Source organism: Winogradskyella ouciana (genome assembly GCF_009709615.1).
In the GTDB taxonomy this organism is placed as follows: Bacteria; Bacteroidota; Bacteroidia; order Flavobacteriales; family Flavobacteriaceae; genus Winogradskyella; species Winogradskyella ouciana.
On record NZ_WJYA01000008.1, the window covers coordinates 102,195 to 124,061 of the forward strand.

Consider the following 21,867-nt stretch of genomic DNA (forward strand, 5'->3'; position numbering starts at 1 on the left):
CTAATCCCTTATTAAAGGTAACGTTGAACAACGTAATAAACCCTCTTGCTTAGCGATTTCTGCATAAGGGACCTCCTCAACCGTGAAGCCATTATCTCTTAGCCAAGTATTAAGTCGTGTAAAATTTCTTTCAGAAATTATCACATCTTCAGAAATGGAGAATACATTACTGTTCATGTTGTACATTTCTTCTTTTGTGATTTCGAATACCTTGTCTTTTCCGAAAAAATTAACCAACCACTCATACTCGCTCTCTACTAAAAATCCGTTTTTATGAAGTATCGCTTTATCCTTTCCGATGGGTTGGAAACAACAATCTAAATGTAATGCATTTTCTTTTGCATTAGTATTGGATTTTCTTAACTCAAAAGCTTTTACGGTTTTCTGAGGAAACAATTCTTGAATAGCCTTAACTGCTTCAATATTAGTACGAGCTGTGATATAATCCGGATAATCGGCACCTGTATAAGTGCCAATAAAAATATAGTCGTTCCAAGGCATAACATCTCCTCCTTCTACATGACACTCCTCTGGAAGCACGATTACCTTATCCTTATCTATTTGTTCAATGACATGTTGAATGGCTTGATACTCTCCTTCTCGATCCGGTAAAATATTAGCCTTAATAAATTTGTCTTCTATAACAAAAGCAATATCCCTTGAAAATATTTGGTTATAATCTTCAATAACTTTCGGTCTGTAAACCTTAACGTTATATTTTTCAAAAACTTTAGCTACGGCTTCCATTTCTTTGACCATATCAGCTTCTTTGGGATAAGTCCCTGCTTTTATATGTTCAACTGATTTTGGGTCGTAAGCTTCTTCTATTGATGGAACTGGACCAACGCTTTTGGCTGTCCCTAAAACAACAGCTCTAAGTCTTGAAGTCTCGTTTTGTATATTCAATTTCATAGGTAACGAAAATACAAAAAGCTCCATAAATATATGAAGCTTCTTATTATTCTTAATCCAGGAATTTATCTTTTATCGATAGACTTAAACTCTCTAGAGGTTTCACCAATATACAATTGTCTTGGGCGACCAATCGGTTCGTTACGCATACGCATTTCTCGCCACTGAGCTATCCAACCTGGAAGTCGGCCAAGTGCAAACATAACGGTAAACATTTCTACTGGGATTCCCATTGCTCTGTATATAATACCAGAATAGAAATCTACGTTAGGATAAAGTTTTCTGTCTACAAAGTATGGGTCCTTTAACGCTTCTTGCTCAAGACCTTTGGCAATATCCAAAATAGGGTCCTCAACACCTAAATCACCCAAAACTTCATCTGCAGCCACTTTAATAATTTTGGCTCTTGGATCGAAGTTTTTATACACACGGTGACCAAAGCCCATTAAACGGAAAGGATCGTTTTTGTCCTTAGCCTTAGCCATATATTTCTTAGTATCACCACCATCTTCTTTAATGGCTTCAAGCATTTCTAAAACCGCTTGGTTTGCTCCGCCATGTAATGGTCCCCAAAGTGCCGATATACCTGAAGCAAGAGATACAAATAAACCTGCATGTGATGAACCAGCTATTCTTACAGTAGATGTAGAACAATTTTGCTCATGGTCTGCGTGAAGTATTAACAATTTATCCAACGCATTCACCAAAATAGGATTTTGTTCATATTCGCTATTTGGACTCTTAAACATCATTTTAAGAACATTCTCCACATAACCCAAATTTTTGTCACCATAGTCTAATGGTAAGCCTTGCTTTTTACGCATGGTCCATGCCACAAGTATTGGGAATTTTGCCAATATCCTTACAATGGCATTATACATCGCTTCCTCTGATTTTACATCAACCGAAGACGGGTAAAATGCAGTCAATGCACTTGTTAATGACGATAATACTCCCATTGGGTGAGCCGACTTTGGAAACGCATCCAAAATCTTTTTAATATCATCATCTACAACAGATCTTTCCTTTATGTCAGCTTCGAATTTGTTTAATTGTTCATGGGTAGGTAATTCACCAAAAATCAAAAGATAAGCCACTTCTAAGAAATCAGCTTTTTCAGCGAGTTCTTCAATAGAATACCCTCTATACCTTAAAATACCTTTTTCACCATCTAAAAACGTAATGGCGCTTTCGCAACTTCCTGTATTTTTATAACCAGGATCTATAGTAATAACACCTCCGGTTGCATTTCTCAAGGTTTTAATATCAATGGCAACTTCGTTTTCTGTACCAACTTTAATTGGAAATTCGTACTTGTCACCATTAATTTCTAAGGTCGCTTTATCTGACATATGTATTTGTGTATTTTGTAATTTTTAAAGGATTGTAAAATTACGAAATATCAAGTGATTTTGGAAGTAGAATTATAATCGTTTTAACAATTGAAGTATTTGGTTTTTCTATAGAAAACAAAAGCGATTATCCTTCGATAATCGCTTTTTATAATTTAAATAGTGGTTTTTAAATTTATTTCACCTTAAACGCATTTTCTTGCGGAAAATAAGCTACATCACCTAATTCTTCCTCAATACGTAATAACTGATTGTATTTCGCCATACGGTCACTACGCGATGCAGAACCTGTTTTAATCTGTCCTGTATTCAATGCTACTGCCAAATCTGCAATGGTATTGTCTTCTGTTTCACCAGATCTATGCGACATTACAGATGTATAGCCTGCGTTATGTGCCATATTCACTGCCGAAATGGTTTCAGTCAATGTACCTATTTGATTTACTTTAATTAATATGGAATTAGCTATGCCATTTTCAATACCTCGCGATAAACGCTCTACATTAGTCACGAACAAATCATCACCAACCAATTGTACTTTGTATCCAATTTTATCGGTCAATAACTTCCAACCATCCCAATCATTTTCATCCATACCATCTTCAATTGATATAATTGGATATTTTGAAGCAAGTTCAGCTAAGTACTCAGCTTGTTCTGCTGATGTTCTTACTTTACCTGAATCTCCTTCAAATTTAGTATAGTCGTATTTTCCATCCACAAAGAATTCAGCTGCCGCACAATCTAATGCTATCTTAATATCGTCACCAAAGGTGTAACCTGCTTTTTCAACAGCAACTTTAATGGAATCCAATGCATCTTCTGTTCCTCCTTCTAAGTTTGGTGCAAAACCACCTTCATCACCTACTGCCGTACTAAGACCTCTATCGTGCAATACTTTTTTAAGGTTATGGAAAATCTCTGTTCCCATCTGCATTGCATGTGTAAAGTTTTTTGCTTTAACAGGCATCACCATAAATTCTTGAAAAGCAATTGGTGCATCACTGTGCGAACCACCATTGATAATGTTCATCATTGGTAACGGTAAGGTATTTGCCGAAACACCGCCAACATATCTATATAATGGCATATTTAATTCATTTGCTGCTGCTTTGGCAACCGCTAATGATACTCCCAAAATAGCGTTGGCACCTAAAATGGATTTGTTTGGTGTACCATCTAATTTTATCATTAGATTATCTATGGCATTTTGCTCAAACACAGAAACTCCCATAAGTTCTTGAGCTAAAATCGTATTAACATTTTCCACTGCTTTAGACACGCCTTTGCCCATATAAGCATCGCCTCCATCTCTTAATTCAACAGCTTCATGTTCACCTGTAGAAGCACCAGAGGGTACTGCTGCACGTCCCATAATTCCATTTTCAGTTACAACATCTACCTCTACGGTTGGGTTTCCTCTTGAATCTAAAATTTGTCTTGCGTGTACATTAATTATAATGCTCATTATGTTTAGTTTAAGTTATTTTAATTTTGAAAATCAAATTTACAAAATAGTTGACCTAATTAATATCTCTTGATATTAGAATTGCATTAAATCTTAACTATAATGTTTTCGTAAAACAAAATTGGCAATGAACTTTAGGTTTCATTGCCAATTTGATATTAGTTATTTTTTATATTTTCAATAAACTGGTCAAATAAATACCCTGAATCATTTGGACCAGGACTTGCTTCTGGGTGGTATTGTACTGAGAAACAGTTTTTGTCTTTTATCTTAATACCTGCTACTGTATCATCATTTAGATGTACATGCGTAATTTCTACATCACTATTAGCTTCTGTTTCTTCTCTGTTGATAGCAAAACCATGGTTCTGAGACGTAATTTCACCTTTACCGGTTATTAGGTTTTTAACCGGATGATTAATACCTCTATGGCCATTATGCATTTTATAGGTTGAAATACCATTTGCCAAAGCAATAACCTGATGTCCTAAACAGATACCAAACAAAGGTTTGTTTTTAGATATAATTTCCTTTGCCACAGCTTGAGCCTCGACCAACGGCTCTGGATCACCAGGTCCATTTGATAATAAATAACCATCTGGATTAAACCCTTCTAAATCTTCAAACTTTGAATTGTAAGGGAACACTTTAATATAAGCGTCTCGCTTTGCTAAATTTCTAAGGATATTCTTTTTTATACCAATATCTAAAGCGGCAATTTTGTAGGTTGCATTTTCATCTCCAAAATAATAAGGCTCTTTAGTTGATACCTTAGAAGCTAATTCTAGACCTTTCATCTCTGGCTGCTCAGCCAATTGTTTCTTTAGTCCTTCAATATTATCCACCTCTGTAGAAATAACAGCATTCATTGCGCCATGATCTCTAATATAACTTACCAAAGCTCTTGTATCGACATCTGCAATAGCTAAAGTATTATGCTTCTCGAAATAATCTTCTAATGCGGCATCACCTGCAGGTCTCGAATATTCAAAACTGAAATTTTTACAAATCAATCCAGCAATTTTTACTGTATCCGATTCATTCTCATCTTCTTTAGTACCATAATTACCAATATGGGCATTTGTGGTGACCATTAACTGCCCATAATAAGAAGGGTCAGTGAAAATTTCCTGATAACCTGTAGTACCAGTATTAAAACATACTTCACCAAATGCCGTACCTTCTTTTCCTATGGATTTTCCGTAGAAAATAGTGCCGTCAGCTAATAGAATAAGGGCTTTTTTTCTTTGTGTATATTTCATGTGTTGTATTATTGTTTTTTAAGCTATGCCTTGTTTTAGTCTCTTCTATTATTTGCACTTAGACTACGCTCAGTGCAACGCAAAATTCCAAAAAAAAAGGATAAACTTAAAAAGTTTATCCTCTATATTTATTAATCGTTATCAACACTCGATTATTCTTCTTCGTTAGTAGCTTTAGTTTCTACTGGTGGAACAGCAGCAGTGCTCTTTTTACCACCTCTTCTTCTACTTCTACGTGTTTTCTTCTCAGGCTTACCAGCAGTATAGATATCGTTGTAATCTACCAACTCTATCATTGCCATATCAGCGTTATCACCTAATCGATTTCCTAATTTGATGATACGTGTATAGCCTCCTGGACGATCAGCTACTTTTGCAGCAACATCTCTAAACAATTCAGCAACAGCCTCTTTTTGTTTTAATCTAGACATCACAATTCTTCTATTGTGAGTAGTGTCTTCTTTAGATTTAGTAATTAAAGGCTCCACAAACTGTTTTAAAGCTTTGGCTTTAGCAGTTGTTGTGTTAATACGCTTGTGCTCAATTAAAGAACAAGCCATATTGGCTAACATTGCTCTTCTGTGTGCAGTCTTTCTACCTAAGTGGTTGAATTTTTTTCCGTGTCTCATGACATTTGTTTTATCATCTTGCTACCAAACTCTTTATTCGAGGAGCAAAATATGATTAATTATTAATTTTTGATTTACGATGTTAGATTTACGACTGAGTTTTAAAAAATCGTCATTCGTAAATCAGCAATCATCAATCCTTAGTCTTTGTCTAATTTATATTTGCTTAAATCCATTCCGAAATTAAGCCCCTTTACATTCACTAATTCTTCTAGCTCAGTTAAAGACTTCTTACCAAAGTTTCTGAATTTCATTAAATCATTTTTGTTGAACGATACTAAGTCACCTAGAGTATCAACTTCAGCTGCTTTTAAACAGTTTAATGCACGTACAGAAAGATCCATATCCACCAATTTGGTTTTCAATAGCTGTCTCATGTGAAGTGATTCTTCATCATAAGTTTCAGTTTGTGCTATTTCATCAGCTTCAAGTGTAATACGCTCATCAGAGAATAACATGAAGTGGTGAATTAATATCTTAGCTGCTTCAGTTAAAGCATCCTTTGGATGAATAGATCCATCTGTTTGAATTTCGAAAATTAACTTTTCATAATCCGTTTTTTGCTCAACACGGAAGTTTTCTATACTATATTTTACATTCTTTATTGGAGTGTAAATAGAATCCGTAAAGATAGTTCCGATTGGTGCTGAAGCTTTTTTGTTTTCTTCAGCAGGAACATATCCTCTACCTTTCTCGATAGTTAATTCCATATTGATGTTTACTTTTGGATCTAAGTTACAGATTACTAAATCCGTATTTAAAACTTGGAAACCAGAAATAAACTTTTGAAAATCACCAGCTGTGATTTGATCTTGACCTGAAATAGAAATTGTAACTGTTTCGTTATCAACTTCATCAATCTGACGCTTAAAGTTAACTTGCTTTAAGTTTAAGATCATTTCAGTAACATCCTCAACTACACCAGAAATTGTAGAAAACTCGTGATCTACACCTTCTATTCTCACTGAAGTGATTGCGAAACCTTCTAATGATGATAACAAAACTCTTCTTAGAGCATTGCCAACTGTTAACCCGTATCCTGGTTCTAGTGGTCTGAATTCGAATTTACCTTCGAAATCAGTAGAATCAATCATGATTACTTTATCAGGCTTCTGAAAATTTAATATTGCCATTTTTTTCTTCGTTTTAATTGTTATTTAGTTGCGCGGTCTAAAAGTTTGAAGAAGACCAATAAACCCTTTGGCTAAATCCCAATATGATTAATTTATTATTTAGAGTAAAGTTCAACGATGAATTGCTCGTTGATTTGTTCTGGAATTTGGATTCTAGCAGGAACAGAAACATAAGTTCCTTCCATTTTGTCCTTATTCCAAGTAATCCATTCGTAAACATTGCTAGAATTAGCTAATGAATTTTGAATAGCTTCTAGTGATTTAGATTTTTCTCTAACACCAACAACATCTCCAGCTTTTAATTGGTAAGAAGGAATGTTTACCTTTTCACCATTTACAGTAATGTGTCTGTGAGAAACTAATTGTCTAGCACCACTTCTTGTTGGAGCAATACCCATTCTGAAAACAACGTTGTCTAAACGCGATTCACATAATTGTAGTAATACCTCACCTGTAATACCTTGAGCAGCAGTTGCTCTTTTAAACATGTTTCTGAATTGACGCTCTAAAATACCGTAAGTATATTTTGCTTTTTGCTTCTCCATTAACTGGATAGCATATTCAGATTTTTTTCCACGACGACGGTTGTTTCCGTGCTGTCCTGGAGGATAGTTTCTTTTTTCGAATGCTTTATCTTCTCCGAAGATAGCTTGCCCGAATTTACGAGCGATTTTAGTTTTAGGACCAGTATATCTTGCCATTTTTAATTTGTTTTGAGAGTGTTTAGTGAATTAAGGTCTTAATCTTATCCTTCAAAAAACGTTTGTCTCTCGTTGATACTTGTTAATAAATTCGATTTTTTCAGTTTGCAAATTTACGTATAAAAAAATTAATATCAACCGAATAAACGACTGATATTAATCTTCTTAATGGTGTAAATTATACACGACGTCTTTTTGGTGGACGACAACCGTTGTGCGGCATTGGAGTAACATCGATGATCTCAGTTACTTCTATACCTGAGTTATGAATAGATCTGATAGCAGATTCTCTACCGTTACCAGGACCTTTTACATATACTTTCACTTTCTTTAAACCAGCTTCTTTAGCTACACCTGCAGCATCTTCTGCAGCTAATTGCGCTGCATAAGGAGTATTCTTTTTAGAACCTCTAAAGCCCATTTTACCAGCTGATGACCAAGAAATAACGTCACCTTTTTTATTTGTTAAAGAAACGATGATGTTGTTAAAAGATGCTGTGATATGAGCTTCTCCTATTGCATCAACAATTACTTTGCGTTTTTTTGTACTTGACTTTGCCATATTTTTTAGTTTCTAGTTGTTAGCTTTAGTTGTTAGAATCCTAAACTTTTACATTTCAGGCAGATTCATCTAACTTCTAAACTAATGACTAATGTCTGTTATTATTTAGTTACTTTTTTCTTGTTAGCAACTGTTTTTCTTCTACCTTTTCTTGTACGAGAGTTATTCTTAGTACGTTGTCCTCTTAATGGAAGACCAGCTCTGTGACGAATTCCTCTGTAACATCCGATATCCATTAATCGCTTAATGTTTAACTGAGTTTCAGAACGTAATTCACCTTCGATTTTGAAAGTACCAACAGCTTCACGGATCGCTCCGATCTCGTCGTCAGTCCAATCTTGTACTTTAGTGCTTTCGTCAACTTTAGCAGTTTCTAAAATTTCTTTAGCTCTACTTCTACCTATTCCATAGATATAAGTTAAGGATACTACTCCTCTTTTTTGTTTTGGTATGTCTACACCTGCAATTCTTGCCATATAATTTAGTTTTTAGCTGTTAGCTTTTAGTTGTTAGAATCCTAAACCTTTCGATTTCGAACAGATTCATCTAACTACTAATTACTAATGACTTTTTTTTATCCTTGTCTTTGTTTGAATCTAGGATTCTTTTTGTTAATGACGTAAAGTCTACCTTTTCTACGTACTAATTTACAATCAGCACTTCTCTTTTTAACTGATGCTCTTACTTTCATCTGTTTCTGTTTTAAAATACCAGTATTTAGTATCTATAAGTTATACGAGCCTTAGTTAAATCGTAAGGACTCATTTCTAATTTTACTTTATCTCCTGGTAACAACTTAATGTAATGCATACGCATTTTACCAGATATGTGTGCAGTCACAATGTGACCATTTTCTAATTCTACACGGAACATAGCATTAGATAATGCTTCTATTATCGTTCCGTCTTGTTCTATTGCTGCTTGCTTTGCCATAAATAATTTTTAGTATTCAACCCTCAATTAGCAAATACCTTGCCGTTTTTTTGGTGACTGAACTTTCTAAGTTTTATAGTTATGCGGTAACAGATTTTCTGTTTTTACCCGTTTTCATCAAGCCGTCATAATGCTTATTCAATAAATAAGAATTAATCTGCTGCATTGTATCAATAGCTACACCAACCATAATTAATAGTGATGTACCACCAAAGAATAATGACCAACCTTGCTGTACACCTGCAAATTGAAATACAAATGCTGGGAATACTGCTACCAGAGCCAAGAAAATAGATCCTGGTAATGTAATTTGAGACATTATCTTGTCTAAATACTCAGCTGTTTCGGTGCCTGGTCTTATTCCTGGAATAAATCCTCCACTACGTTTTAAATCATCAGCCATTTTATTAGTAGGTACAGTTATCGCTGTATAGAAATATGTAAATACAATAATCAATAATGCGAATACAAGATTGTACCAAAATCCGAATAGGTTGTTACCAAATTCTGCCTGTAGCCATTGTCCTGTATCAGTACCTTCCAAAAATGATGCCTGCCCTATTAATCCTGGTACAAACATAATTGCTTGTGCAAAGATAATTGGCATTACACCTGATGCGTTTAACTTCAATGGTAAGAATTGACGAGATCCGAATACATTTTTCTCATAACCACCAGATGCAGTTCTTCTTGCATACTGTACGGCAATTTTTCGGACTGCCATCACTAAGAACACTGATGCTAAAATGATTAAGAACCAAATCACCATCTCAATTAGTATCATCATAAAACCACCATTACCACCTTCTAATCTAGAAGCCGCATTTTGTATAAATGACTGTGGCATAGTTGCAATGATACCAACCATAATTAATAATGATATACCATTACCAATACCTTTATCTGTAATCTTCTCACCTAACCACATTGCGAATACACAACCAGTTACCAAGATAATTACTGAAGAAAAGTAAAAGATGTTTTCAGAAAAACCAGGAACTAATAAATTACTCATAGATTGTGCTCCAGATAATGCTGGGACACTCGCTAGATAACCAGGTGCTTGTACTAAACAAATACCTATAGTTAACCAACGTGTAATCTGTGTGATTTTCTTTTGTCCACTAGCTCCTTCTTTCTGAAGTTTCTGTAAATAAGGAATCGCAATACCCATTAACTGAACAACGATGGATGCAGAAATATAAGGCATAATTCCTAAAGCAAATACGGATGCATTAGCAAATGCACCACCTGTAAAAGCATTTAACAATCCTAAAATACCACCATCAACTCCTGCTTGTAAACCACCTAATTTATCAATATCAATACCAGGTAATACAACCTGAGCACCAAAACGGTAAACTAATAACAAACCTAAGGTAAGAATGATTCTATCCTTAAGTTCCGTGATTTTCCAAACGTTTTTTAATGTATCTATTATTTTCATCCTTATATTCTTATAAAGTTACAGCTTCACCACCAGCAGCTTCAATAGCAGCTTTTGCCGTAGCAGTAAATTTATGAGCAGTTACTTTTAATTTAGATTTTAATTCACCTCTACCTAAGATTTTAACTAGATCGTTTTTTCCAGCTTTACCCAATGATACAAGTGTTTCAAAATCTACAGTATCCTTAATTTTCTTTTCGTCTACTAACTGTTGTAAAGTATCTAAGTTTACACCTTGGTACTCTACTCTGTTGATATTAGTAAATCCGAATTTAGGAACACGTCTTTGCAAAGGCATTTGACCACCTTCAAATCCTAATTTCTTAGAATAACCAGAACGTGACTTTGCACCTTTGTGTCCTCTTGTCGCAGTACCACCTTTACCAGATCCTTGACCACGTCCAACACGCTTTCCTTGATTTTTTACTGAACCTTCTGCAGGTTTTAAATTACTTAAATCCATTTTTAAGTTATATTTTTAAGCTTCCTCTACAGAAACTAAATGTTCAACTTTTTTTACCATACCAAGGATATTTGGTGTGGCATCGTGCTCTACTACTTGACCAATCTTTTTTAGACCCAAAGCCTCTAATGTTAGCTTTTGTCTTTTAGTACGATTGATTGCACTCTTTACTTTAGTTACTTTAATCTTTGCCATCTTGTGTTTATCCTTTAAATACTTTTTCAAGTGAAATTCCACGTTCTTTAGCTATAGATTTAGCATCTCTTAATTGTAATAAAGCGTCAAAAGTTGCTTTTACTACATTATGAGGGTTAGAAGACCCTTGAGACTTTGATAATACATCATGTACACCAACTGCTTCAAGTACTGTTCTTACAGCTCCACCAGCAATAACTCCTGTACCAGGTGCAGCTGGGATAATGTTTACTCTAGCTCCACCATACTTACCTTTTTGCTCGTGTGGTAATGTTCCTTTTATAATAGGAATTCTCACTAAGTTTTTCTTAGCATCTTCAACAGCTTTAGCAATTGCAGTAGCAACGTCTTTAGATTTCCCTAAACCTTGTCCTACAACTCCTGCTTCGTCACCTACAACAACAATAGCAGAAAAACCAAATGCTCTACCACCTTTTGTTACTTTAGTTACACGCTGTACACCAACTAAGCGATCTTTTAAATCTAATCCGCCTGGTTTTACTAATTCTGCGTTTTTATATTTTTGATACATAATGTCTTAAAATTTAAGTCCTGCTTCTCTAGCACCTTCTGCTAATGATTTTACTCTTCCATGATATAAGTAACCACCTCTATCAAAAGAAATAGTTTCAACACCAGCTTTCATAGCTTTTTCTGCAACAGCCTTACCAACTAAAGCCGCAACCTCAGTTTTGTTTCCTTTAGACTTTGCGATATCCTTATCTCTTGAAGATGCAGCAGCTATAGTTTCACCAGTTACATCATTCACGATTTGAGCATAAATTTCTTTATTGCTTCTAAAAACAGCTAATCTTGGTCTTTCTGAAGTACCAGATACTACCTTGCGGATTCTGTTTTTTATTCTTGTTCTTCTTTCGTTCTTTGTCAATGCCATAACTTAATTATTAAGCTGATTTACCTGCTTTTCTTCTAATTTCTTCACCAACAAACTTGATACCCTTTCCTTTGTAAGGTTCTGGCTTACGGAAACCACGAATCTTAGCGGCTACCTGACCTACCAATTGTTTGTCATGAGATGTTAATTTAACGATTGGGTTTTTTCCTTTTTCTGAAACGGTCTCAACTTTTACTTCTGGAGCAATGTCCATTACGATGTTGTGAGAGAAACCAATAGCTAAATCTAATTTCTGTCCTTGATTTGATGCTCTGTAACCTACACCAACTAATTCCAATTCTTTGGTCCAGCCTTTAGAAACACCTTCTATCATGTTAGCAATTAACGCTCTGTAAAGACCGTGTTTTGCTCTGTGATCTTTTTTCTCAGACGGACGTTCTAATGTAATTGTACCGTCTTCTATTTTAATTTCAACTTCTGAATACTCTTGAGTTAATTCACCTAATTTACCTTTAGCGGTAATTACGTTATCTTTAACTTCAACTGTAACACCTTCAGGAATTGTTATCGGGTTTTTACCTATTCTTGACATAATTTCCTGTTTTTAGTAAACGTAACATAATACTTCGCCACCAACGTTTTCTCTTTGCGCTTGTTTACCTGTCATCACACCGTGAGACGTAGAAACAATTGCAATACCTAAACCATTTAAGATTCTTGGCATTTCGTTAGAGCCAGCATACTTACGTAAACCTGGTTTACTGATTCTTTGAATTTTTTTGATAACAGACTCCTTAGTGTCTTTGTTATACTTTAAGGCAATCTTAATTGTACCTTGTGCAGTAGATTTGTCATCAAACTTATAACTTAAAATAAAGCCCTGATCGAACAATATTTTAGTTATCTCCTTTTTTAAGTTAGATGCAGGAATCTCAACCACTCTGTGGTTTGCTTTCACAGCATTTCTAACTCGCGTTAAATAATCCGCTATTGGATCTGTGTACATAGTTATTAATTTGCGGTAGCGGTTTTTGGCACTATTACCAAACCTGAAACCAATTTATAATTTTACCAACTTGCTTTCTTTACTCCAGGAATTAACCCTTTGTTAGCCATTTCTCTAAACATTACACGAGAGATACCAAATTGTCTCATATAACCTTTTGGTCTTCCTGTAAGTTTACAACGGTTGTGCATACGTACTGGTGATGCGTTTTTTGGTAACTTTTGTAATGCTTCGTAATCGCCAGCTTCTTTTAAAGCTTTACGTTTTTCAGCATATTTTGCAACCATCTTTGCACGCTTCACCTCACGAGCTTTCATTGATTCTTTAGCCATACTTAATTCTTTTTAAATGGTAATCCTAGTTCTGATAACAATGACTTTGCCTCTTTATCTGTATCGGCAGTAGTCACAAATGTAATATCCATACCATTGATTTTGTTGATTTTGTCAATATCAATTTCTGGGAAAATGATCTGTTCTGTTACACCTAAGTTATAGTTTCCACGACCATCAAAACCTGAGGCTTTGATACCGTTAAAATCTCTTACTCGTGGTAAAGCAGAAGTCACTAAACGATCTAAGAACTCATACATTTGCTCCCCTCTTAAAGTTACCTTAGCGCCAATTGGCATCCCTTTACGTAACTTAAAAGACGCAACGTCTTTCTTAGACATAGTTGCAACTGCTTTTTGTCCAGTGATTTTTGTTAACTCATCCACTGCGTGATCAATTAACTTCTTATCTGCAACAGCAGCACCAACACCTCTAGATAAAACTATCTTTTGAAGCTTAGGTACTTGCATCACATTTTTATATCCAAATTCTTCTGTAAGAGCTGGGATTACTTTATCCTTATACTCTTGTTTTAATCTTGCAACGTAAGCCATAATTAAATTACTTCATTAGATTTTTTAGAAAATCTTACTTTGTTGTCTCCATCCATTCTATAACCTACTCTTGTTGTTTCTCCTTTTGAAGTTAACAACGACAAGTTTGACATATGAATTGATGCTTCCTTCTCTACAATTCCACCTTGAGGGTTTTGTGCACTTGGTTTAGTATGTTTCTTCACCATGTTTACACCTTCAACGATAGCCTTGTTCTTATCTTTTAATACTTTAAGCACCTTGCCTTCAGAACCTTTATGGTCTCCAGCAATAACTTGTACTGTATCTCCTGATTTTATTTTAAGCTTTGTCATCTTATTTATCAATTAAAGCACTTCTGGTGCCAATGATACAATTTTCATGAATTGTTTATCACGAAGTTCTCTAGCTACAGGCCCAAAAACACGTGTTCCTCTCATCTCACCCGTTGGGTTTAATAATACACATGCGTTGTCATCAAATCTGATGTAAGAACCATCTGGTCTTCTTACCTCTTTTGCTGTACGAACAACAACGGCTGTAGAAACAGCACCTTTTTTGATGTTCCCGTTTGGAGTCGCATCCTTAACAGATACTACAATCTTGTCTCCAACCGACGCATAACGTCTTTTAGTTCCTCCTAGCACACGGATAGTTAAAACTTCCTTTGCACCAGTATTGTCAGCTACTTTTAATCTTGATTCTTGTTGTACCATAATTACTTCGCTCTTTCAATTATTTCTACTAATCTCCAACATTTGGATTTACTCATAGGTCTTGTCTCCATGATCTTTACAGTATCTCCTTCGTTGCAGTCGTTTGTCTCATCGTGTGCGACATATTTCTTTGTCTTTAACACGAATTTTCCATACATAGGGTGTTTTACTTTTTTAACTTCAGCAACTACAATAGATTTCTCCATTTTGTTACTAGTAACTACTCCTATACGTTCTTTTCTTAAGTTTCTTTTTTCCATCTTTCAGCAGAATACAATTATTGATCTTCTCTTTTAGTTAATTCTGTCGCCACTCTAGCTACAGTACGGCGTGCGTGACGTAACTGGATTGGGTTTTCTAAAGGAGAAATTGCGTGAGCCATTTTCAGGTCTGCATAACTCTTTTTAGTCTCACTAAGTTTTTCTTGTAACTCAGCTGTTGAAAGCTGTTTAATTTCTGATTGCTTCATAATATTATTTTATTAAGCTTCGTAATCTCTAGCTATGACAAACTTAGTTCTTACTGGAAGTTTTTGAGCTGCCAAACGTAACGCTTCTTGCGCTGTTTCAATTGGCACACCACTTACTTCAAATAATACACGTCCTGGCTTTACAACGGCTGCCCAATATTCTACGGCACCTTTACCTTTACCCATACGTACTTCGAGGGGTTTCTTTGTAATCGGTTTGTCTGGAAAAATCATAATCCAGATAGAACCTTCCCTCTTCATGTAACGAGTTGCGGCAATACGTGCAGCTTCTATTTGACGAGCAGTTACAAAAGACGAGTCTAATGATTTAATACCAAAAGTACCATTTGATAATCTATGGCCTCTTCCAGCATTGCCTTTCATACGACCTTTTTGCTGCTTACGAAATTTTGTTCTTTTAGGCTGTAACATTTTTGTTTTTCTTTAAAAAATTACTTTCTACGACGTTGGTTCTTGTTTCCACCACGTCCACCTTTTCCTTTTTGCTTAGAAAGACCTACTAATGGAGAAAGTTCTCTTTTTCCATATACTTCACCTTTCATAATCCACACTTTTACACCTAATCTACCATAAGTAGTATGTGCTTCAACAAGAGCATAATCAATATCAGCTCTAAATGTAGATAACGGAATACGTCCTTCTTTATAGTGCTCAGAACGTGCCATTTCAGCACCGTTTAAACGACCACTAATTTGAATTTTGATTCCTTCAGCATTCATACGCATTGCTGCAGCGATAGCCATTTTTATTGCACGTCTGTATGAGATTCGACTTTCAATTTGACGAGCAACACTTGCCGCTACTAAATGTGCATCTAGTTCAGGTCTTTTAATTTCAAAGATGTTCAACTGAACCTCTTTACCAGTAATCTTTTTAAGCTCTTCTTTTAACTTATCTACCTCTTGACCACCTTTACCGATAATAATACCAGGTCTAGCAGTAGTGATAGTAACGGTTACAAGTTTAAGCGTACGCTCAATAATTACTCTACTCACACTAGCTTTAGATAAACGAGCATGGATATACTTACGGATTTTATCGTCCTCAGCAAGTTTATCTCCATAATCATTTCCGCCATACCAGTTAGATTCCCATCCTCTGATAATACCTAAGCGATTTCCGATTGGATTTGTCTTTTGTCCCATATCTCTATCTTAGCTTTGTGTTTTATTTAATGCATCTACAACCACTGTTACGTGATTAGAACGCTTTCTAATTCTATGTGCTCTACCTTGAGGTGCAGGGCGTAATCTCTTTAACATAGATCCACCATCTACTCTAATCTCTTTGATAAATAGATTAGCTTCCTCAACATCAGCATCTTCGTTTTTAGCTTGCCAGTTTGCAATTGCAGACATAACCAATTTCTCTAAACGACGAGACGCTTCTTTTGGGCTAAATCTAAGAATCTGAAGAGCTTTCTCAGCCTTTTCACCCCTTACTAAATCCGCAACTAAGCGCATTTTTCTTGGAGATGTAGGACAGTTATTTAGCTTAGCAAAAGCAATCTGCTTCTTTTCAGCCTTAATAGCTTCCGCCATTTGTTTTTTACGACTTCCCATGATTCTTATTTTTTACCTTTATTCTTAGCACCTGCATGACCTCTAAAAGATCTTGTTGGTGAAAATTCTCCTAATTTGTGACCTACCATATTCTCAGTAACATAAACCGGAACAAATTGACGACCATTGTGAACTGCAATTGTCTGACCAACGAAATCTGGAGAAATCATTGATGCTCTAGACCAAGTCTTAATTACCGTCTTTTTGTTTGAAGCTACATTTTCTGCAACTTTCTTCTCTAATTTATAGTGGATATAAGGTCCTTTTTTTAATGAACGTGCCATACTATCTTAATTATTTCTTTCTACGTTCTACAATATACTTGTTACTCGCTTTCGTTCTAGAACGCGTTCTATAACCCTTAGCAGGAATACCGTTTCTAGATCTTGGGTGCCCACCTGAAGACTTACCTTCACCACCACCCATTGGGTGATCCACTGGATTCATTACTACTGGTCTTGTACGTGGACGTCTTCCTAACCATCTGCTTCTACCTGCTTTACCAGATACTAACAATTGATGATCTGAGTTAGAAATAACACCTATTGTAGCCATACACGTTGCTAATACCATTCTAGTTTCACCAGATGGTAATTTAATCGTAGCAAACTTACCATCTCTTGCCATTAACTGAGCAAAAGCACCAGCACTACGTGCCATAACAGCACCTTTACCTGGACGTAACTCTATACAAGAAATAATAGTACCTAGAGGTATTTCACTTAATGGCATTGCGTTTCCAATTTCTGGAGCAACACCACTTTCACCAGACACAACATTCTGTCCTACTTTTAAACCATTCTGTGCGATGATGTATCTTTTCTCACCATCTTGATAGTTTAACAAAGCAATAAATGCTGTTCTGTTTGGATCGTACTCTATTGATTTAACCTCACCTGGAATTCCAGTTTTGTTACGTTTAAAATCAATAATACGATACTTCTTCTTATGACCACCACCTTTATAGCGCATGGTCATTTTTCCTTGACTGTTTCTACCACCAGATCTCTTTTTCGGAGCAAGCAAGCTTTTCTCCGGCTTATCAGTAGTGATGGCGTCAAATCCATTTACTACTCTAAATCGCTGAGCTGATGTGATCGGTTTTAATTTTCTTACTGACATAAGTCTAATTACATATTAGCATATAAATCTATTGTCTCACCTTCCGCCAGTTGTACAATTGCCTTTTTAACAGCATTTGTTTTACCATGTTGAATCCCCGTTTTTGTAAAACGAGTCCTTCTATCTGGACGGACATTTATCGTACGAACTTTTTCAACAGAAACACCATAAGCAGCTTCTACCGCTTTTTTGATTTCTACCTTGTTCGCCTTTGTATTCACTTCAAACGCGTAAGCGTTAAGCACCTCGCTTTGCATGGTTGCTTTTTCTGTAATGATAGGTTTAATTAAGATACTCACTGTGTTTTATTTACTTAAATTCGATTCAATTCCTTCTAACGCACCTTCTAAAACAACAACTTTATTAGCGTTCATTATTTTATAAGTACTTAATTCTGAGCTAGTTATAACTTCAGAGCCTTTCAAATTGCGCGACGACAAATATACGTTATTATTTGAGTCACCCAACACAAATAGAGATTTTTTGTTGTCTATCTCTAATGCTTTCAATACATCAACGAAATTTTTAGTCTTTGGAGCATCGAAGTTAAAATCTTCTAATACTACTATTGACTTATCATTTGCCTTGATGCTTAATGCAGATTTACGTGCTAATCGCTTTACGTTTTTATTAAGCTTAAAACCGTAATTTCTTGGTCTTGGACCAAACATACGACCACCGCCTTTAAACAGACCAGACTTTATAGAACCAGCACGAGCTGTACCTGTTCCTTTTTGTTTTTTGATCTTACGCGTACTTCCAGTAATTTCTGCTCTTTCTTTAGCCTTATGCGTACCTTGTCTTTGATTTGCTAAGTATTGCTTAACATCTAAATAGACAGCGTGGTTATTAGGCTCTATAGCGAATACGTCTTTAGAAAGCTCAGCTTTTCTTCCCGTATCTTTTCCGTTTATATCTAAAACTGCTACCTTCATTACTTCTCAATAATTACATAAGAGTTTTTGTGACCAGGAACACATCCCTTAACAACAAGTAAGTTCTTTTCTGGAACTACCTTATAAACTCTTAAATTTTGAACTTTAACTGTTTCACCACCCATTCTTCCGGCCATCTTCATTCCTTTGAATACTCTCGCAGGATATGAAGCTGCACCAATAGAACCTGGAGCTCTTAAACGGTTGTGCTGACCATGCGTTGCTTGACCTACACCACCGAATCCGTGACGTTTTACTACACCTTGAAAACCTTTACCTTTTGAAGTTCCGGAAACATCCACAAACTCACCTTCGATAAACTGCTCTACAGTGATAGCATCACCTAATTTGTACTCCTCATCAAAACCATTAAATTCTACGACTTTGCGTTTAACAGAAGTACCCGCTTTCTTAGCATGCCCTTGAGCTGCTTTTGTAGCGCTTTTTTCTGTCGCGTCATCGAAACCTAATTGAAGTGCATTATAACCATCCACTTCTTCAGTTCTGACTTGGGTAACGATACATGGCCCAGCTTCGATTACTGTACATGGAATGTTCTTTCCATTTTCGTCGAAGATGCTGGTCATACCGATTTTTTTTCCAATTAACCCAGACATTTTAATTTACGATTTACGATTGTTGATTCACGATTTCTCGATTTATCTTCAATCAATTATTAATTTACTTATTTAAATATTTCAAGGCTGAAAAATACGTTTCAGCCTTGAATTGTATTTTTTACCGTTTTTCCTTCGCTCGCAGCTCCGGACATGTTCACTTCGACATCGCTGAGCGACCGAAGTTTCATAATTACACCTTAATCTCTACTTCAACTCCGCTTGGTAATTCAAGTTTCATTAAAGCATCAATTGTCTTAGAAGAAGAAGAGTAAATATCTAATAATCTCTTGTAAGAGCTTAATTGAAATTGTTCTCTAGACTTCTTGTTAACGTGAGGTGAACGTAACACAGTGAAAATTTTCTTGTGTGTTGGTAAAGGAATTGGTCCTGTTACAACTGCACCTGTGTTTTTTACTGTTTTTACAATCTTATCAGCAGACTTGTCAACTAAATTATGATCGTAAGACTTTAATTTTATTCTAATTTTCTGACTCATTTTCTTTTAGTTTTAAGCTTCTACGCCTTTTGCTGCTTTGATTACTTCTTCTGATATATTAGATGGTGTCTCAGCATAGTGAGAGAATTCCATTGTTGATGTTGCTCTACCTGAAGACAGTGTTCTCAACGTAGTAACATAACCAAACATTTCAGATAATGGAACAGTAGCTTTTACGGTTTTTGCACCAGCTCTATCACCCATATCACTTACTTGTCCTCTTCTTCTATTTAAATCACCAACGATATCACCCATGTTTTCTTCTGGTGTAATTACTTCCAATTTCATAATTGGCTCCATAATTACAGCCTTAGCAGCTTTTGCAGCATTCTTAAATCCTAACTTAGCAGCTAATTCGAATGATAATTGATCAGAATCCACATCGTGATAAGAACCATCAGTCAACGTAACTTTCATAGCATCTACTTCATAACCCGCTAACGGACCATTTACCATAGCTTGCTTAAATCCTTTTTCAATTGAAGGGATAAATTCTTTAGGAACGTTACCACCTTTAATTTCAGAAACGAATTCTAAACCTACTTTACCTTCTTCAGCTGGCTCAAGTGTAAATACGATATCTGCGAATTTACCACGACCACCAGATTGCTTCTTGTACACTTCTCTATGTTGTGCAACTCTAGTAATAGCTTCTTTATACTCAACTTGTGGCTGACCTTGGTTAACCTCAACTTTGAACTCACGTCTTAAACGATCTACAATAATATCCAAGTGAAGCTCACCCATACCAGAAATAATTGTCTGACCTGAAGCTTCATCGGTTCTAACCGTAAATGTTGGATCCTCTTCAGCAAGCTTACCTAAAGCCATACCTAACTTATCAACATCTGCTTTAGTCTTAGGCTCAACCGCAATACCAATTACTGGATCTGGGAAGTCCATAGATTCTAAAACGATAGGATGTTTTTCATCAGACATGGTATCACCAGTCTTAATGTCTTTAAATCCTACTGCAGCTCCAATATCTCCAGCTTCGATAAAATCGATAGCATTTTGCTTATTTGAGTGCATTTGATAGATACGAGAGATACGCTCTTTTTTACCTGAACGGTTGTTCAAAATATAAGAACCTGCATCCAAACGACCAGAGTAAGCTCTAAAGAACGCTAAACGTCCTACGAAAGGATCTGTAGCAATCTTAAATGCTAAAGCAGCAAATGGCTCCTTTACATCTGGCCTACGAATTTCTTCTTTTTCAGTATCTGGGTTTACACCAACAATACCTTCCTTATCTACTGGAGAAGGCAAGTAACGACATACAGCATCTAATAAGAACTGTACACCTTTGTTTTTAAATGCAGAACCACAAATCATTGGAATGATAGACATATCCATTACAGCAGCTCTAAGTGCAGCGTGCACCTCGTCTTCTGTAATAGAATCTTCATCCTCCATATATTTTTCTAACAGATTCTCATCATAAGCAGCAACTTCTTCAATAAGTTTACCTCTTAATTCTGCAGCTTCTGCTTTTAATTCTTCAGGAATATCGATAACATCAAACGTTGCTCCTTGTGTTTCATCATGCCAAACAATAGCACGGTTCTTCACCAAGTCCACAATACCTTTAAAATCGATTTCGTCACCAATGTTCATTACAATTGGCACAGCATTAGACCCTAACATGTCCTTAACCTGTTGGCAAACTGCCATAAAGTTAGATCCTTGACGGTCCATTTTGTTTACGAAACCAATACGAGGTACTTTATAATTGTCAGCAAGTCTCCAGTTAGTTTCAGATTGTGGCTCAACACCATCAACCGCACTAAATAAGAATACCAAACCATCTAATACACGTAATGATCTATTTACCTCAACGGTAAAATCAACGTGACCAGGAGTATCGATAATGTTAAAGTGGTAATCCTTAGTTTCAGGTAATGGTTGTGCATTTTCCATAGGGAACTTCCATGTACAAGTTGTAGCAGCAGAAGTAATTGTAATACCTCTTTCTTGCTCTTGCTCCATCCAGTCCATAGTAGCCGCTCCATCATGTACTTCACCAATTTTGTGAGATACACCTGTATAATAAAGGATACGCTCTGTAGTTGTAGTTTTACCAGCATCAATATGTGCGGCAATACCTATATTTCTTGTATATTTTAAATCTCTTTGTGCCAT

General features: G+C 35.8%; 34 protein-coding genes. All 34 read right to left on the reverse strand.

Annotated elements, in window-relative coordinates:
• Nucleotides 1-912 carry a dimethylarginine dimethylaminohydrolase family protein gene (locus F1003_RS13365; RefSeq protein WP_155089944.1) on the reverse strand — a complete coding sequence of 304 codons (912 nt, stop codon included), beginning with the start codon at nt 910-912 and terminating at the stop codon, nt 1-3.
• Between the two features lie 65 nt (nt 913-977).
• On the reverse strand, nt 978-2,264 hold the full coding sequence (locus tag F1003_RS13370) for a citrate synthase (protein ID WP_155089945.1): 1,287 nt from the start codon (nt 2,262-2,264) through the stop codon (nt 978-980).
• Nucleotides 2,265-2,439: 175 nt separating this feature from the next.
• Complete coding sequence (gene eno / locus F1003_RS13375; RefSeq protein WP_155089946.1) at nt 2,440-3,732, reverse strand: phosphopyruvate hydratase; 1,293 nt, start codon at nt 3,730-3,732, stop codon at nt 2,440-2,442.
• Between the two features lie 158 nt (nt 3,733-3,890).
• Nucleotides 3,891-4,994 (reverse strand): glutamine-hydrolyzing carbamoyl-phosphate synthase small subunit, encoded by a 1,104-nt coding sequence (gene carA, locus F1003_RS13380; protein ID WP_155089947.1) that lies wholly within the window; start codon nt 4,992-4,994, stop codon nt 3,891-3,893.
• Nucleotides 4,995-5,146: 152 nt separating this feature from the next.
• A complete protein-coding gene (gene rplQ / locus F1003_RS13385) occupies nt 5,147-5,623 on the reverse strand; it encodes a 50S ribosomal protein L17 (RefSeq protein ID WP_155089948.1) in 477 nt (158 codons plus the stop codon).
• Nucleotides 5,624-5,763: 140 nt separating this feature from the next.
• Entirely contained in the window at nt 5,764-6,756 is a 993-nt protein-coding gene (locus F1003_RS13390) for a DNA-directed RNA polymerase subunit alpha (RefSeq protein ID WP_155089949.1), read from the reverse strand.
• A gap of 95 nt (nt 6,757-6,851) precedes the next feature.
• The gene (rpsD, locus tag F1003_RS13395; protein WP_155089950.1) at nt 6,852-7,457 is read right to left on the reverse strand and encodes a 30S ribosomal protein S4; all 606 of its coding nucleotides are present in this window, start codon (nt 7,455-7,457) and stop codon (nt 6,852-6,854) included.
• 178 nt (nt 7,458-7,635) lie between these two features.
• Nucleotides 7,636-8,019, reverse strand: coding sequence for a 30S ribosomal protein S11 (gene rpsK / locus F1003_RS13400; RefSeq protein WP_155089951.1), 384 nt, complete (start codon nt 8,017-8,019; stop codon nt 7,636-7,638).
• Nucleotides 8,020-8,120: 101 nt separating this feature from the next.
• Entirely contained in the window at nt 8,121-8,495 is a 375-nt protein-coding gene (rpsM, locus tag F1003_RS13405) for a 30S ribosomal protein S13 (protein ID WP_155089952.1), read from the reverse strand.
• A gap of 98 nt (nt 8,496-8,593) precedes the next feature.
• Complete coding sequence (gene ykgO, locus F1003_RS13410; RefSeq protein ID WP_008269159.1) at nt 8,594-8,710, reverse strand: type B 50S ribosomal protein L36; 117 nt, start codon at nt 8,708-8,710, stop codon at nt 8,594-8,596.
• Nucleotides 8,711-8,736: 26 nt separating this feature from the next.
• On the reverse strand, nt 8,737-8,952 hold the full coding sequence (gene infA, locus F1003_RS13415; protein ID WP_007094967.1) for a translation initiation factor IF-1: 216 nt from the start codon (nt 8,950-8,952) through the stop codon (nt 8,737-8,739).
• A 79-nt stretch (nt 8,953-9,031) separates the two neighbouring features.
• On the reverse strand, nt 9,032-10,399 hold the full coding sequence (gene secY / locus F1003_RS13420) for a preprotein translocase subunit SecY (RefSeq protein ID WP_155089953.1): 1,368 nt from the start codon (nt 10,397-10,399) through the stop codon (nt 9,032-9,034).
• Nucleotides 10,400-10,409: 10 nt separating this feature from the next.
• Nucleotides 10,410-10,862, reverse strand: coding sequence for a 50S ribosomal protein L15 (gene rplO, locus F1003_RS13425; protein WP_155089954.1), 453 nt, complete (start codon nt 10,860-10,862; stop codon nt 10,410-10,412).
• 15 nt (nt 10,863-10,877) lie between these two features.
• Complete coding sequence (gene rpmD / locus F1003_RS13430) at nt 10,878-11,057, reverse strand: 50S ribosomal protein L30 (RefSeq protein ID WP_114300031.1); 180 nt, start codon at nt 11,055-11,057, stop codon at nt 10,878-10,880.
• A gap of 7 nt (nt 11,058-11,064) precedes the next feature.
• Nucleotides 11,065-11,589, reverse strand: a complete 525-nt coding sequence (gene rpsE / locus F1003_RS13435; protein ID WP_155089955.1) for a 30S ribosomal protein S5 — start codon at nt 11,587-11,589, stop codon at nt 11,065-11,067.
• 6 nt (nt 11,590-11,595) lie between these two features.
• Nucleotides 11,596-11,952: a 50S ribosomal protein L18 gene (rplR, locus tag F1003_RS13440; RefSeq protein WP_155089956.1), complete on the reverse strand. Its 357-nt coding sequence runs from the start codon at nt 11,950-11,952 to the stop codon at nt 11,596-11,598.
• Between the two features lie 10 nt (nt 11,953-11,962).
• Nucleotides 11,963-12,505, reverse strand: coding sequence for a 50S ribosomal protein L6 (gene rplF / locus F1003_RS13445; RefSeq protein WP_155089957.1), 543 nt, complete (start codon nt 12,503-12,505; stop codon nt 11,963-11,965).
• 12 nt (nt 12,506-12,517) lie between these two features.
• On the reverse strand, nt 12,518-12,919 hold the full coding sequence (gene rpsH / locus F1003_RS13450) for a 30S ribosomal protein S8 (RefSeq protein ID WP_155089958.1): 402 nt from the start codon (nt 12,917-12,919) through the stop codon (nt 12,518-12,520).
• 62 nt (nt 12,920-12,981) lie between these two features.
• Nucleotides 12,982-13,251, reverse strand: coding sequence for a 30S ribosomal protein S14 (gene rpsN / locus F1003_RS13455; protein WP_007094975.1), 270 nt, complete (start codon nt 13,249-13,251; stop codon nt 12,982-12,984).
• A gap of 2 nt (nt 13,252-13,253) precedes the next feature.
• Entirely contained in the window at nt 13,254-13,805 is a 552-nt protein-coding gene (rplE, locus tag F1003_RS13460) for a 50S ribosomal protein L5 (protein WP_155089959.1), read from the reverse strand.
• A 2-nt stretch (nt 13,806-13,807) separates the two neighbouring features.
• Nucleotides 13,808-14,119 (reverse strand): 50S ribosomal protein L24, encoded by a 312-nt coding sequence (gene rplX / locus F1003_RS13465; RefSeq protein WP_155089960.1) that lies wholly within the window; start codon nt 14,117-14,119, stop codon nt 13,808-13,810.
• A 12-nt stretch (nt 14,120-14,131) separates the two neighbouring features.
• Complete coding sequence (rplN, locus tag F1003_RS13470; protein WP_155089961.1) at nt 14,132-14,500, reverse strand: 50S ribosomal protein L14; 369 nt, start codon at nt 14,498-14,500, stop codon at nt 14,132-14,134.
• Nucleotides 14,501-14,502: 2 nt separating this feature from the next.
• A complete protein-coding gene (rpsQ, locus tag F1003_RS13475; RefSeq protein WP_155089962.1) occupies nt 14,503-14,760 on the reverse strand; it encodes a 30S ribosomal protein S17 in 258 nt (85 codons plus the stop codon).
• Nucleotides 14,761-14,777: 17 nt separating this feature from the next.
• A complete protein-coding gene (rpmC, locus tag F1003_RS13480) occupies nt 14,778-14,969 on the reverse strand; it encodes a 50S ribosomal protein L29 (RefSeq protein WP_155089963.1) in 192 nt (63 codons plus the stop codon).
• 12 nt (nt 14,970-14,981) lie between these two features.
• On the reverse strand, nt 14,982-15,401 hold the full coding sequence (gene rplP / locus F1003_RS13485) for a 50S ribosomal protein L16 (RefSeq protein WP_155089964.1): 420 nt from the start codon (nt 15,399-15,401) through the stop codon (nt 14,982-14,984).
• Nucleotides 15,402-15,421: 20 nt separating this feature from the next.
• A complete protein-coding gene (gene rpsC / locus F1003_RS13490) occupies nt 15,422-16,135 on the reverse strand; it encodes a 30S ribosomal protein S3 (protein WP_155089965.1) in 714 nt (237 codons plus the stop codon).
• A gap of 9 nt (nt 16,136-16,144) precedes the next feature.
• The gene (gene rplV / locus F1003_RS13495) at nt 16,145-16,552 is read right to left on the reverse strand and encodes a 50S ribosomal protein L22 (RefSeq protein WP_155089966.1); all 408 of its coding nucleotides are present in this window, start codon (nt 16,550-16,552) and stop codon (nt 16,145-16,147) included.
• A gap of 5 nt (nt 16,553-16,557) precedes the next feature.
• Nucleotides 16,558-16,836, reverse strand: coding sequence for a 30S ribosomal protein S19 (gene rpsS / locus F1003_RS13500; protein WP_008269180.1), 279 nt, complete (start codon nt 16,834-16,836; stop codon nt 16,558-16,560).
• A 10-nt stretch (nt 16,837-16,846) separates the two neighbouring features.
• Nucleotides 16,847-17,674, reverse strand: a complete 828-nt coding sequence (gene rplB, locus F1003_RS13505) for a 50S ribosomal protein L2 (RefSeq protein ID WP_155089967.1) — start codon at nt 17,672-17,674, stop codon at nt 16,847-16,849.
• 8 nt (nt 17,675-17,682) lie between these two features.
• Nucleotides 17,683-17,973: a 50S ribosomal protein L23 gene (gene rplW / locus F1003_RS13510; protein ID WP_162306983.1), complete on the reverse strand. Its 291-nt coding sequence runs from the start codon at nt 17,971-17,973 to the stop codon at nt 17,683-17,685.
• Nucleotides 17,974-17,979: 6 nt separating this feature from the next.
• On the reverse strand, nt 17,980-18,609 hold the full coding sequence (gene rplD, locus F1003_RS13515; RefSeq protein ID WP_155089968.1) for a 50S ribosomal protein L4: 630 nt from the start codon (nt 18,607-18,609) through the stop codon (nt 17,980-17,982).
• Entirely contained in the window at nt 18,609-19,226 is a 618-nt protein-coding gene (gene rplC, locus F1003_RS13520) for a 50S ribosomal protein L3 (protein ID WP_155089969.1), read from the reverse strand. The genes rplD and rplC overlap by 1 nt, the downstream gene beginning before the upstream one ends.
• A 193-nt stretch (nt 19,227-19,419) precedes the next feature.
• Complete coding sequence (gene rpsJ / locus F1003_RS13525; protein WP_155089970.1) at nt 19,420-19,725, reverse strand: 30S ribosomal protein S10; 306 nt, start codon at nt 19,723-19,725, stop codon at nt 19,420-19,422.
• A 12-nt stretch (nt 19,726-19,737) separates the two neighbouring features.
• The gene (gene fusA / locus F1003_RS13530; protein ID WP_155089971.1) at nt 19,738-21,867 is read right to left on the reverse strand and encodes an elongation factor G; all 2,130 of its coding nucleotides are present in this window, start codon (nt 21,865-21,867) and stop codon (nt 19,738-19,740) included.

Bases quoted from the DNA above. Each gene is read 5' to 3' on its own strand.
- rplV (WP_155089966.1), bottom strand. From the start codon at position 16,552: ATGGGAAGTCGTAAAAAACAAATGGCGGAAGCTATTAAGGCTGAAAAG.
- rplN (WP_155089961.1), bottom strand. From the start codon at position 14,500: ATGGTACAACAAGAATCAAGATTAAAAGTAGCTGACAATACTGGTGCA.
- rpsQ (WP_155089962.1), bottom strand. From the start codon at position 14,760: ATGGAAAAAAGAAACTTAAGAAAAGAACGTATAGGAGTAGTTACTAGT.
- rplX (WP_155089960.1), bottom strand. From the start codon at position 14,119: ATGACAAAGCTTAAAATAAAATCAGGAGATACAGTACAAGTTATTGCT.
- rplC (WP_155089969.1), bottom strand. From the start codon at position 19,226: ATGTCTGGGTTAATTGGAAAAAAAATCGGTATGACCAGCATCTTCGAC.
- secY (WP_155089953.1), bottom strand. From the start codon at position 10,399: ATGAAAATAATAGATACATTAAAAAACGTTTGGAAAATCACGGAACTT.
- ykgO (WP_008269159.1), bottom strand. From the start codon at position 8,710: ATGAAAGTAAGAGCATCAGTTAAAAAGAGAAGTGCTGATTGTAAATTA.
- F1003_RS13370 (WP_155089945.1), bottom strand. From the start codon at position 2,264: ATGTCAGATAAAGCGACCTTAGAAATTAATGGTGACAAGTACGAATTT.
- carA (WP_155089947.1), bottom strand. From the start codon at position 4,994: ATGAAATATACACAAAGAAAAAAAGCCCTTATTCTATTAGCTGACGGC.
- rpsK (WP_155089951.1), bottom strand. From the start codon at position 8,019: ATGGCAAAGTCAAGTACAAAAAAACGCAAAGTAATTGTTGATGCAATA.
- rpsE (WP_155089955.1), bottom strand. From the start codon at position 11,589: ATGTATCAAAAATATAAAAACGCAGAATTAGTAAAACCAGGCGGATTA.
- rplE (WP_155089959.1), bottom strand. From the start codon at position 13,805: ATGGCTTACGTTGCAAGATTAAAACAAGAGTATAAGGATAAAGTAATC.
- rplQ (WP_155089948.1), bottom strand. From the start codon at position 5,623: ATGAGACACGGAAAAAAATTCAACCACTTAGGTAGAAAGACTGCACAC.
- rpmC (WP_155089963.1), bottom strand. From the start codon at position 14,969: ATGAAGCAATCAGAAATTAAACAGCTTTCAACAGCTGAGTTACAAGAA.
- rplP (WP_155089964.1), bottom strand. From the start codon at position 15,401: ATGTTACAGCCTAAAAGAACAAAATTTCGTAAGCAGCAAAAAGGTCGT.
- infA (WP_007094967.1), bottom strand. From the start codon at position 8,952: ATGGCAAAGCAAGCAGCAATAGAACAAGACGGAACGATAATAGAAGCA.
- rplO (WP_155089954.1), bottom strand. From the start codon at position 10,862: ATGGATTTAAGTAATTTAAAACCTGCAGAAGGTTCAGTAAAAAATCAA.
- rplB (WP_155089967.1), bottom strand. From the start codon at position 17,674: ATGTCAGTAAGAAAATTAAAACCGATCACATCAGCTCAGCGATTTAGA.
- F1003_RS13390 (WP_155089949.1), bottom strand. From the start codon at position 6,756: ATGGCAATATTAAATTTTCAGAAGCCTGATAAAGTAATCATGATTGAT.
- rplR (WP_155089956.1), bottom strand. From the start codon at position 11,952: ATGGCATTGACAAAGAACGAAAGAAGAACAAGAATAAAAAACAGAATC.
- rpsN (WP_007094975.1), bottom strand. From the start codon at position 13,251: ATGGCTAAAGAATCAATGAAAGCTCGTGAGGTGAAGCGTGCAAAGATG.
- rpsJ (WP_155089970.1), bottom strand. From the start codon at position 19,725: ATGAGTCAGAAAATTAGAATAAAATTAAAGTCTTACGATCATAATTTA.
- rpsH (WP_155089958.1), bottom strand. From the start codon at position 12,919: ATGTACACAGATCCAATAGCGGATTATTTAACGCGAGTTAGAAATGCT.
- F1003_RS13365 (WP_155089944.1), bottom strand. From the start codon at position 912: ATGAAATTGAATATACAAAACGAGACTTCAAGACTTAGAGCTGTTGTT.
- eno (WP_155089946.1), bottom strand. From the start codon at position 3,732: ATGAGCATTATAATTAATGTACACGCAAGACAAATTTTAGATTCAAGA.
- rpmD (WP_114300031.1), bottom strand. From the start codon at position 11,057: ATGGCAAAGATTAAAGTAACTAAAGTAAAGAGTGCAATCAATCGTACT.
- rpsM (WP_155089952.1), bottom strand. From the start codon at position 8,495: ATGGCAAGAATTGCAGGTGTAGACATACCAAAACAAAAAAGAGGAGTA.
- rpsS (WP_008269180.1), bottom strand. From the start codon at position 16,836: ATGGCACGTTCATTAAAAAAAGGACCTTATATCCACTATAAATTAGAG.
- rpsD (WP_155089950.1), bottom strand. From the start codon at position 7,457: ATGGCAAGATATACTGGTCCTAAAACTAAAATCGCTCGTAAATTCGGG.
- rplF (WP_155089957.1), bottom strand. From the start codon at position 12,505: ATGTCAAGAATAGGTAAAAACCCGATAACAATTCCTGAAGGTGTTACA.
- rpsC (WP_155089965.1), bottom strand. From the start codon at position 16,135: ATGGGACAAAAGACAAATCCAATCGGAAATCGCTTAGGTATTATCAGA.
- fusA (WP_155089971.1), bottom strand. From the start codon at position 21,867: ATGGCACAAAGAGATTTAAAATATACAAGAAATATAGGTATTGCCGCA.
- rplD (WP_155089968.1), bottom strand. From the start codon at position 18,609: ATGAAGGTAGCAGTTTTAGATATAAACGGAAAAGATACGGGAAGAAAA.